The sequence below is a fragment of the Xylophilus sp. ASV27 genome, assembly GCF_016428875.1.
In the GTDB taxonomy this organism is placed as follows: Bacteria; Pseudomonadota; Gammaproteobacteria; order Burkholderiales; family Burkholderiaceae_C; genus Xylophilus.
Genome location: NZ_JAELTO010000131.1, coordinates 1 through 10360 on the forward strand (window position 1 = coordinate 1; position 10360 = coordinate 10360).

9 protein-coding genes and 1 pseudogene are annotated in these 10360 nt (G+C 68.9%); 8 read left to right on the plus strand and 2 right to left on the minus strand.

The genetic code is table 11. The features are described 5' to 3' along the window. The first annotated feature begins 94 nt into the window (after positions 1-94). The 8 genes from JHD63_RS19870 (at position 95) to JHD63_RS19905 (ending at position 7657) form a co-directional block, all read left to right on the plus strand. Positions 95-1060 carry a Bug family tripartite tricarboxylate transporter substrate binding protein gene (locus tag JHD63_RS19870; protein ID WP_198972538.1) on the plus strand — a complete coding sequence of 322 codons (966 nt, stop codon included), beginning with the start codon at positions 95-97 and terminating at the stop codon, positions 1058-1060. 2 nt (positions 1061-1062) lie between these two features. After that, a complete protein-coding gene (locus JHD63_RS19875) occupies positions 1063-1572 on the plus strand; it encodes a cupin domain-containing protein (protein ID WP_198972539.1) in 510 nt (169 codons plus the stop codon). A 12-nt stretch (positions 1573-1584) separates the two neighbouring features. Further along, complete coding sequence (locus JHD63_RS19880) at positions 1585-2628, plus strand: amidohydrolase family protein (RefSeq protein ID WP_198972540.1); 1044 nt, start codon at positions 1585-1587, stop codon at positions 2626-2628. Between the two features lie 14 nt (positions 2629-2642). After that, the gene (locus JHD63_RS19885; RefSeq protein ID WP_198972541.1) at positions 2643-3626 is read left to right on the plus strand and encodes a Bug family tripartite tricarboxylate transporter substrate binding protein; all 984 of its coding nucleotides are present in this window, start codon (positions 2643-2645) and stop codon (positions 3624-3626) included. 47 nt (positions 3627-3673) lie between these two features. Then, a complete protein-coding gene (locus JHD63_RS19890; RefSeq protein ID WP_198972542.1) occupies positions 3674-4465 on the plus strand; it encodes an amidohydrolase family protein in 792 nt (263 codons plus the stop codon). 35 nt (positions 4466-4500) lie between these two features. Then, the gene (locus JHD63_RS19895; RefSeq protein WP_198972543.1) at positions 4501-5487 is read left to right on the plus strand and encodes a Bug family tripartite tricarboxylate transporter substrate binding protein; all 987 of its coding nucleotides are present in this window, start codon (positions 4501-4503) and stop codon (positions 5485-5487) included. Between the two features lie 42 nt (positions 5488-5529). Further along, positions 5530-6210: an RraA family protein gene (locus tag JHD63_RS19900; protein ID WP_198972544.1), complete on the plus strand. Its 681-nt coding sequence runs from the start codon at positions 5530-5532 to the stop codon at positions 6208-6210. A gap of 178 nt (positions 6211-6388) precedes the next feature. Next, on the plus strand, positions 6389-7657 hold the full coding sequence (locus JHD63_RS19905) for an Hsp70 family protein (protein ID WP_198972545.1): 1269 nt from the start codon (positions 6389-6391) through the stop codon (positions 7655-7657). Between the two features lie 58 nt (positions 7658-7715). Here JHD63_RS19905 and JHD63_RS19910 read toward each other — a convergent pair whose 3' ends face one another. Both JHD63_RS19910 and JHD63_RS19915 read right to left on the minus strand, forming a co-directional pair. Further along, positions 7716-9104, minus strand: coding sequence for an efflux transporter outer membrane subunit (locus tag JHD63_RS19910; protein ID WP_370590587.1), 1389 nt, complete (start codon positions 9102-9104; stop codon positions 7716-7718). Continuing rightward, positions 9101-10303: pseudogene (locus JHD63_RS19915) on the minus strand (ABC transporter permease); the annotation flags it as partial. The pseudogene JHD63_RS19915 and the gene JHD63_RS19910, both read right to left, overlap by 4 nt. Positions 10304-10360: the final 57 nt, after the last annotated feature.

Sequence of the window (10360 nt, forward strand, 5' to 3'; positions counted from 1 at the left end):
CAGGGGGAGGGTCCGTCTGGCGGACCCCCATTTTCTCACTGCGCGAGGCTCTCTACAGTGCCACCACTCGGCTACTGGCAACAAAGGAGACTCCATGCGACCCATCATCACCAGCCTGGGCTGGACCGTTCTCGCCGTCCTCTGCGGAAGTGCGCAAGCACAGGTCTGGCCCGCGGCGCCGGTAAAGATCGTGGTGCCCTACGCGGCGGGTGGCGGGGTGGACATCGTGACGCGCATCGTCGCCACCCACCTGGGCGAGCGGCTGAAGCAGGCGGTGATCGTGGACAACAAGCCCGGGGCCAACGCCAACATGGGGGCGGACTTCGTGGCCAAGGCTGCCGCCGATGGCTACACGCTGCTGATGACGTCGTCCGTCTCGGCTGTGAACCGCGCCATGGCCAAGAACCTGCCGTACGACGCGCTGAGCGACTTCGCGCAAGTCGCTGCCGTGGCCCGAGCGCCCTCCATCATGGTGGTTCCCTCGCAATTGGGCATTCACTCGGTGCAGGATTTGGTGGACTGGGGCAAGGCGCACCCGAGTGCGGTGTCCTACGCCTCCACTGGCTATGGTTCGGGACAGCAGATCAACGGCGCCATCTTCTCCAAATATGCCGGCATCCCTGCCCTGCACGTGCCCTACAAGGGCGGCGCACCGGCCATGACCGACCTCATTGCCGGGCGGGTGACCTTCATGGTGACCATTCCCAGCGAGGTGCTGCCGCATGTCCGGAGCGGCAAGCTGACTGCCATCGCCGTCACCGGCAGCACCCGGTCTGAGGCCCTGCCCGATGCCCCCACCTTCACCCAGGCCGGCGTGCACAACCCTGGCGTCACGGCCTGGTGGGGTCTGGTGGCCCCGGCCAGGACGCCCGAATCGGTGCTGCGCCGCCTGGAGCAGGAAACCCTCGCCGTGATGCAGGACCCCAAGGCCTTGGCAGAGCTGCGCGCCGCAGGCTACGAACCCGGGGTGATGGACCGCGCCACCTTCACCCGCTTCTACCGCAGCGAAATCAAACGCTACGCCGATCTGATCCACGAATTCAACATCGAAACGGAGTGACCATGTCCACCAAGCTCTTGTCCTCTCGACGCTGCGTTGCAGCCGCCGTCGCCCTGGCGCTGCTGGGCACCACCGGCGGCGTACTGGCGCAGCAGGCCGATGCACGGCCGGTGCTGCGTATTCACGGCCCTCAGGGCGACTCCACCCAGGCGGTGCAGTGGCAGCCGCAGGACATCGTGCTGCGCGGCGCCGGAAAGCCTGGCATCAGCTCGGCCTCACTGGTGGGCAACGCGGCCGAGCCGGGCCTGTACCTGGTACGCGTGCGCATGGAGCCCGGAACCGCCAATGCCGCCCACACCCATCCGGACGCCCGCATCACCACGATCATGAGCGGCACCATCTATTACGGCATCGGCCGGGTAGCCGACCTTGCCCATGCACGGCCCTTCGGTGCGGGCAGCGTGTATTTCACCCCTCCGAACACACCGCATTTCCTCATCACCACCGATGCCGCCGCTGTCTACGAGGAGGCCGGCGTCGGCCCCTCCAGGTCAGTGCCCGTCGCTCCCTGAAAGCCCGCCACCATGATCATCGACATCCACGGACACTACACCACCGCGCCTGCCGCGCTGAAGGACTACCGTGCGCGCCAGACCGTTGCCTTCGAAGCCGGCCAGGCACTGGCGCCGGATTTCACCATCGGCGACGACGAGATCCGCGAGTCCCTGGAAAAGAACCAACTGCGCATCCAGCGCGAGCGCGGGGTGGATCTGACGCTGTTCTCCCCCATCGCCGGGGCCATGGCCCACCATGTGGGCGACGCCACCACCAGCCTTCATTGGACGCGGGCCTGCAACGACCTGATCCACCGCGCGGTGCAGATGTTCCCGGACGAACTGGTTGGCGTGTGCCAGTTGCCGCAGTCTCCCGGCGTGAGCCTGGCCAACTGCGTGGACGAACTGACCCGTTGCGTGGAAGAACTCGGCTTCGTCGGCTGCAACCTGAATCCCGACCCCACGGACGGCTTCTGGACCGACCCGCCGATGACGCAGCGCCACTGGTACCCGCTGTTCGAAAGGATGGTGGAACTGGACGTGCCGGCGATGGTGCACGTGAGCTGCTCCTGCAACCCCAACTTCCACCACACCGGGGCGCACTACCTCAATGGCGACACCACCGTCTTCATGCAGTTCCTGTTGTCGGATCTGTTCAAGGACTTTCCCACGCTGCGCTTCCTCATACCGCACGGCGGAGGCGCCGTGCCCTACCACTGGGGCCGCTACCGCGGCTTGGCGCAGCAGTTGAAGCGACCGCCGCTGGAAGACATGATGAAGAACGTTTTCTTCGACACCTGCGTGTACCACCGTCCCGGCATCGAGTTGCTGCTGGACGTGGTGCCGCCGGACAACGTGCTGTTCGCGTCCGAAATCGTCGGCGCGGTCAAGGGCATCGACCCGCGCACCGGGCACTACTACGATGACACCAAGCGCTATATCGACGCGGTGGACTGGCTGCAGCCCGAGCACCGCGCCAAGGTGTTGGGAGGCAACGCGCTGCGTGTGTACCCGCGGCTGGCCCGCCGACTGGTCGCGCGCGGGGTCGTTCCGGCCGCAACCGCAGCAGCATGAACCGGGCGACCGCCATGACGTCCTCCCTTGCCCTTCCCAAGCGACGGCTGCTGTGCGGCCTCGCCACGGCCCTGGCTTTCTGCGGCGTGGCCCGCGCCGAGTGGCCCAACAAGCCCATCCACCTCGTGGTGCCCTATGCAGCCGGCGGCGGCGTGGACAATGTCGCCCGCATCGTGGCGCCGCTGCTGGCGGCGAAGCTGGGCCAGCCCGTCATCATCGACAACAAGCCTGGGGCCAACGCCAATATCGGATCCGAGTTCGCCGCGAGGGCCGCGCCGGACGGTTACACCTTCCTCATCGGCGCGACCTTCATAGCGGTCAACCGTGCCGCCATGACTGGCTTAGGCTACGACGCGCAGAAGGACTTCGCGCCTGTCGCCCGCCTGGCCCGCTCGCCCGCCATCCTCATCGTGTCGGCGGCGTCGCCGGTGCGCAACGTGGCCGAGTTGGTGGCCTATGCAAATGCGCACCCGGACCAAGCTTCGTATGCCGTGGTCGGCTCGGCCTCGGCCAACAATGCGATCTTCGTGCGCAACACCCGTATTCCCGCGGTGCAGGTGCTGTACAAGGGCGGCGCGCAGGCCATGCCCGACCTCATCGCCGGGCGGGTGCTTTTCATGACCACCACCGCCAGCGAGGCCCTGCCGCTGGTGCGCTCCGGCAAGCTGCGGGCCCTGGCCGTCACTGGCACCGAGCGTATGAAGGACCTACCCGATGTCCCTACCATGGCCCAGGCCGGCGTGCCGAACCTCACGGCCGTCGGCTGGTGGGGCCTGCTGGCCCCGGCGCGTACCCCCGCGGCGGTCAACGAAAAGCTAGCCGCCGCCATCCTGGACGTGGTGCGCCAGCCCGCCGTGGTCGCGGCCATGGATGGCTTGGGCATCGTCGCTGCACCTCTGGGTGTACACGACTTCAGCCGCTTCTACGCCGATGAACTGAAGTTCTACGACGACGCGACGCGCGAGTTCGACTTGCGCCAGAAGCAGGAGTTGCAGTGACGACTCGCCCTTTGCCCGTGTTGCCCGCGGGTGCTTGCGACTGCCACATGCATGTGTTCGACAGCCGCTATCCTTTCGCGCCGGGTGCGCAGCCGGTTCCGCCGGCCCCGATGGAACAGTACCTTGCAGTGCAGTCTCTCATGGGTACCACGCGCACCGTCGTTGTGGCGCCGTCGTCGTATGGGCTCGACAACCGCAGCACCCTTGACGGGTTGGCCGCACTCGGCGCCGAGGGGCGGGCCGTTGTGTCCCTGGCTCCCGGCGCGACGGATGCTGAATTGGCAGAGCTGCATGCAGCCGGTGTGCGCGGCGTGCGTCTGAACCTGGCGCGCGGCCAGTCCACGCCGTTCGACACTCTGGCGCCAATCGCCCGGCGCATCGCCCCTCTGGGCTGGCATGTGCAGTTGATGCTGACACCACAGCAGTTGGTCGCCCACGGTGATGCATTGGCGGTTGTGGGTGTTTCGCTGGTCATCGACCACATGGCCCGTATCCCGCAAGACGGTGGTGTGGACAGCCCTGCTTACACGGTGCTTCGCCGGCTTGTGGATGCAGGCAATACCTGGGTCAAGCTGTCGTTGGCGTCTTCGGCGCAACTGCTCGGCACGTCCCGGGAAGAGGTACTGCACACCCTCGGTCGCCAGTTGGTGGTCAGCAGCACCGGCCGTCTGGTGTGGGGCAGCGACTGGCCGCATGTGCTGTCGACCCTGGAGGGCACGCCCCAGCCGGCTGACGAAGACATGCTGGCACTGCTGTTGGACTGGGCATCCGCCGAAGCCCAACGCCGCGAAATCCTGGCGGACACACCAGCGGCCTTGTACGGCTTTGCTGCTGTCTGAAGCGCTCATTCCCAACTTCCAAAACAGGTATTGCCATGAAACTTCTTTCCCCGTGGCTCGTCGCGGCCCATGTTGCTCTGGCCGCGGCGGCCCATGCACCTTGCGCCCTGGCGGCCAGCCCCTATCCAGAGAGGGCCATCACCTACGTGGTGCCCAACGCTGCGGGTGGCTCGGGCGATGTCATCGCGCGCAGCCTGGCGGAAAAGCTGGGTCAAGACCTGGGCGTGCCCATCATCATCGACAACCGCGCAGGCGCCGCGGGCGCTATCGGGGCCCAGTATGTCGCGCGGTCGGCGCCTGATGGCTACATGCTTCTGGTGAGTTCGACGGGGCCAATGGCCATCGTTCCTTCGTTGCAGTCCAAGCTGCCCTATGACGCGGTGAAGGCTTTCGCGCCGGTGGTTCAGATTGCCGTTTCACACACCGTGCTGGCAGTCGCGGCGAACAAACCGTGGTTCACCGTCCAGGACATCGTGAAGGCGTCGAGGGCCGCTCCCGGCACCATGAGCTTCGCTTCCGGGGGAAACGGCACCGTGCTCCATCTGCAGGGTGAACTGCTGAAGCTGAAGACCGGTATCGACATGGTGCATGTGCCCTACAAGGGAGACGCACCGGCCGTGAACGACCTGCTGGCAGGCCAGGTATCGATGATGTTCGCTCCTACCCAGTCCATCGCCGCACAAGTACAGGCCGGCAGGATACGGGTCATAGCCACGACGTCGCCGCAACGCCTGCCTGGCATGCCTGACGTTCCGACCATGGCGGAGGCGGGCATCTCCGGCTTTGCCAGCGATGCCTGGTTCGGTGCTTTCGTGCCGGCCAGCACGCCCCCTGCCGTCATTGCCAGGCTGAACGCGGCCTTCAACAGGGCACTCAAAGATCCCACCGTCCTCGAGCGCCTGCACAAGCTGGGCTTGGACGTGGCGGGCGGCGCGCCAGAGGCCCTTGCGGCAGTGCAGCGTGCCGACATAGTCCGCTGGGCCCAGGTCATCAAGAGCGCCAACGTCCATCCGGGCGAATAGGGCCGAAGCGGCGTACCCGTCTTTCTTCGACAGGAGTTTTTCATGCAACCAGGTTTCCAGGTTCTCAAGCGCCGCAGTGCGGTCAGCGTCAACTGGATCGAAAAGTTCAAGCGCATTCCGGTGGCCAATATCAGCGACTCGATGTCGCGACTGTCTGCCGGTGGGCCAGCGCTGCGTCCAATGCACTCGGGGGGGACGCTGTGCGGTCCGGCGTTGACGGTCAAGACGTGCCCCGGCGACAACCTGCTCACCCACATGGCGCTAAACCTTGGAGTAGAAGGCGATGTGATCGTGGTCGACGCCAATGGCGATCTGACCAACGCCATCGTCGGCGAGCGGATGCTGGCCTACTGCATCGCCAAGAAATTCGCGGGCATCATCGTCAACGGCGCCGTGCGCGACTATGGATGGATCCGCCAGCACGACTTCCCCGTGTACGCCGCGGGCATCACCCATCGTGGACCCTACAAGAACGGTCCTGGCGAAATCAATGTGCCCATCGCCATCGGCGGCATGGTGGTGGCGCCCGGCGACCTGATGGTGGGCGATGAGGATGGCCTGGTGTGTGTTCCGCAGGCCGGGGTCGCCACCATCCATGAAAAGGCGGCGGCGAAGTTCAAGCACGAGAGCGATACCTTCGCCGGCATCAGCACCAAGCCCGACAACGACGCAGCCGGCTACCGGGCCAGGCTGGAGGAACTCGGCTGCTTCTTCGAGGAATGAGTCAAGCCAACGCGGAACACTTCCTCGCGTTGGCTTACCCCCGGTTGGAACGGGATGCATGGCGCACACCGCAGCCATTCCAAGGATCTGCCACGCGCCCTGCCGGCGGCCACTACAATCCGCCCCCCTTTCCCGTCGTCCCCCGCCGGCCCGCCCGCGCGGGCGGCCTTTGTCGCGCATGGCTTCTCGGTCTCCCTCTTTGGTCTCGCCCGTGCTGGGCATCGATTTCGGTACTTCCAACTCCGCCGTGGCGGCGCGCTCGGGGGCGGGCGGGGTGCGCCTGCTGGCGCTGGAGGGCGCGGCGACGGCGCTGCCCACGGCCATGTTCTTCCAGGACGAGGGGCGCAGCACGCACTTTGGCCGCGACGCGATCGCGCGCTATCTGGCGGGGGAGGAGGGGCGGCTGATGCGCTCGCTCAAGAGCCTGCTGGGCAGCGCGCTGATCGACGAGCAGACGGCGGTGCATGGCGCCTCGGTGTCGTTCCGCGACATCGTCGCCCGCTTCCTGCGCGAGCTGGCCGCGCGGGCCGAGGCCCGGCTGGGCATGCGGCCGACGCGCGCGGTGCTGGGGCGGCCGGTGCATTTCGTGGACGACGACCCGGCGCGCGACGCCCAGGCCGAGGCGGCGCTGGGCCAGGCGGCGCGCAGCGCGGGCTTCGAGGCGATCGCCTTCCAGCTCGAACCGATTGCCGCGGCGCTGGACTACGAGCGCCGCATCACGGCCGAGGCGCGGGTGCTGGTGGCCGACATCGGCGGCGGCACCTCGGACTTCACCGTGGTGCGCCTGGGGCCCGAGCGCGCGCGGCGCGCCGACCGCAGCGCCGACATCCTGGCCACCGCGGGCGTGCACGTCGGCGGCACCGACTACGACCGCGCGCTGAACCTGGCCGAGGTCATGCCGCTGCTGGGCCTGCGCCACACCGGCCCGAGCGGGCGCGAGGTGCCGAGCAGCGTGTTCTTCGAGCTGGCCACCTGGCACCTGATCCACCGCCTGGCCGCGCCCGCGGCCCTGCGCGCGGCGCGCGCGCTGCGCGGCGATTACCGCGACCCGCGCCTGCATGCGCGGCTGCTGGCGGTGCTGGAGCAGCGCCACGGCCACCGCATCGCGCATGCGGTGGAGGCGGCCAAGATCGCCGCCTCCGGCAGCGGGGCGGCGGCGCTGGACCTGTCCTTCGTCGAGCCGGGCCTGGCGCTGACGCTGGACGCCGCCGCGCTGGCCGCGCATCTGCGCGCGCTGCTGGCGGGCGTGCTGGCCTGCGCGCAGGAGTGCGTGCGCCGCGCCGGCCTGGCCGCGCCCGATGCGATCTACCTGACCGGCGGCTCCTCGGCGCTGCGGCCGTTCCAGCAGGCGCTGGCGGCGGCCTTTCCGGGCGTGCCGCTGGTGGAGGGCGATCTGTTCGGCGGCGTGGCGTCGGGGCTGGTGGTGGGCGCGCACCCCGATTTTTGAAAGAAAAGTGCCTGTAGCCCAGGTACTTTCTGGGCTTGTAGCTATTAAAAGAGGAGCATCAGCCGGCGCCGTCCGTGCCGCCGCCCAGCACCCGGTAGAGCGTGGCGTGGTTCACCAGCCGGTTGTAGCGGTTCTCGGCCAGCGCGGTTTCGGCGCTGCGGCGGGTCTGCTGGGCGTCGAGCCAGGTGCGCAGCGGCACGGCGCCCAGGCGGTAGCGGGTTTCGTACAGGCGCTCGGCCGTCTGCGCGGCGGCGAGCGACTGCTCCAGCTGCGCGGACTGCTCGGCCAGGCGGCTGCGCGCCGACAGGGCGTTGTCCACGTCGGCCAGCGCCTGGTAGAGCGTCTGGCGGAAGTTGACCACCGCCTCTTCGTACTGCGTCTGCGAGACGCGGATGTTCAGGTCCATCTGCCGGCGCTGCAGAAACGGCAGGCTCAGGCCCGCGCCCAGCGTGGCCAGCGGGTTCTGCAGCACGTTGAACAGCGCGCTGCTGGAGCCGCCGAGCGTGCCGGTCAGCGTCAGCGCCGGGTAGTAGCTGGCGCGCGTGGCGTCGACGGTGGCGTAGGCGCTGCGCAGGCGCAGCTCGGCCGCGCGCAGGTCGGGGCGGCGGCCCAGCAGCTCGGCCGGCAGGCCTTCTGCCACCGCGGGCAGCGGCGTGCGCGGCAATTGCCGCGGCGCCCGGGCCGCGGCATCGGCCTGCCGGCCGTCGAACAGCAGGGCCAGCGCATTGGCGGCCTCGACCTGCTGTTGCCGCAGCTGCGACAGCGCGGCGCGCTGGCTGGCCACTGTCTGCGTGGTCTCGGCCACTTCGAGCGCAGACACGGCGCCAGCGCGGTACTGCGCCTGCACCAGCGCCTGGGTGCGTTCGGCATAGGCCACGCTGGCCTCGGCCGCGCCGATGCGCTCGCGCAGGTAGCCCAGTTGCCAGTACAGCGTGGCGGTGGTGCCGGCCAGCGCCTGAGCGGTGGCTTCACGGTCCTGCGCGGTGGCCTCGGCCTCCCAGCGCGCGGCATCGCGCTGCGCGCCCAGGCGGTTCCACAGGTCTAGCTCGTAGCTCGCGCCCAGCGTGCTGGAACTGGCGCGCGTGCTGCCGCCGCCGTCCAGGCCGCGCGCGGCGCTGCTGCGGAGGCTGCCGCTGAACTGCGGCAGCAGGTTGGCCTCGGCCAGGCCGGCCTGCAACTGCGCGCGGCGCACGCGGATGCCGGCGGCGGCCAGGTCGTTGTTGGCCGCCAGCGCGTCCTGCACCAACTGGTTCAGCGCCGGGTCGCCAAAGGCGGTCCACCAGGCGCCGGTGAGGGCGCGCGCGTCGCCGCCGCCATGCGGCCACTGCGCGGGCACGCGGGCCTGCGGCGCGGCGTAGGGCGGCTGCGTGCCGGCGCAGCCGGCCAGCAGGGCGGCGGCCAAGAGGAGGGTGAGCAGGGACTTGCGCATGTTCTTGGAAAGGGTCACTCGCGGGCCAGCGCGTCGACCGGGTTCAGGCGCGCCGCGCTGCGCGCGGGCAGGAAGCCGAACACCACGCCGATCAGGGTCGAGCAGGCAAAGGCCGCGGCCATGGAGCCGGTGGAATAGACCATGTTGAAGTCGCCGCCGACGCGCGCGAACACCGCGCCGATCGCCAGCGCCAGCGAGATGCCCAGCACGCCGCCGAGCAGGCACACCAGCACCGCCTCGATCAGGAACTGCTGCTGGATGTCGCCCTGGCGCGCGCCCACGGCCATGCGCACGCCGATCTCGCGGGTGCGCTCGGTGACCGACACCAGCATGATGTTCATCACGCCGATGCCGCCCACCACCAGCGAGATCACGGCGATGGAGGCCACCAGCAGCGTCAGCGTGCGCGTGGTGGCCTCGATGGTCTGGCGGATGCTGTCGGTGTTGAGCACATAGAAGTCCTTGCGCCCGTGGCGCTGCAGCAGCAGCTGGTTGATGCCCTGCTCGGCCGCGCTGGTGGAGGCGTCGTCGCGCACCCGCACGGTGATGCTGCGCAGGTAGTTCTGGTTGACGATGCGGCTCATGGCCGTGGTGTAGGGCACGAAGACGTTGAGCGCCTCGCTGTTGCCGAAGGCGCTGTCCTTCTTCGCCGCCACGCCCACCACGCGCACCGGCACGCTGCCCAGCAGCAGCACCTGGCCGACCGGGTCGGGCTCGTTCGGGAACAGCGTCTTGCGCGCGTTGTCGTCGATCACGGCGACCTGGTCCAGGCGCTGCACGTGGCCGCGGTCGAAGGCCGCGCCCTGGGCGATCTCCACGCCGCGCACGCGGAAGTACTGCTCGCCCGCGCCGGTCACGGTGACCGAGGCCTCGACGTTGCGGTAGCGCGCGGTCAGCGAACTGGTGAGCGTGGGCGTCACGCTGTCGACGTAGTCCTGCCGCGCCAGCGCGTCGGCGTCGGCCGGCACCAGGCTGCGCACCCGGGCCGAGCGCGGGTCGCCGAAGCCGGTGCCGGAGAACACCTCGATGGTGTTGGTGCCGATGGAGCTGATGTTCTCCAGCACCTTCTGGCTCGACCCCGCGCCCAGGGCCACCACCGCCACCACCGAGGCGATGCCGATGATGATGCCCAGCATGGTGAGGAAGGTGCGCAGCCGGTGCGCGTTCATGGCCAGCAGCGCCATGCGGAAGGCCTCGCCGAAGCGGTCGGCCAGCGCCGACAGGCCGCGCGCGCCGGCCGGGCGCGGCGCCAGCCCTGTCTCTTATACACATCT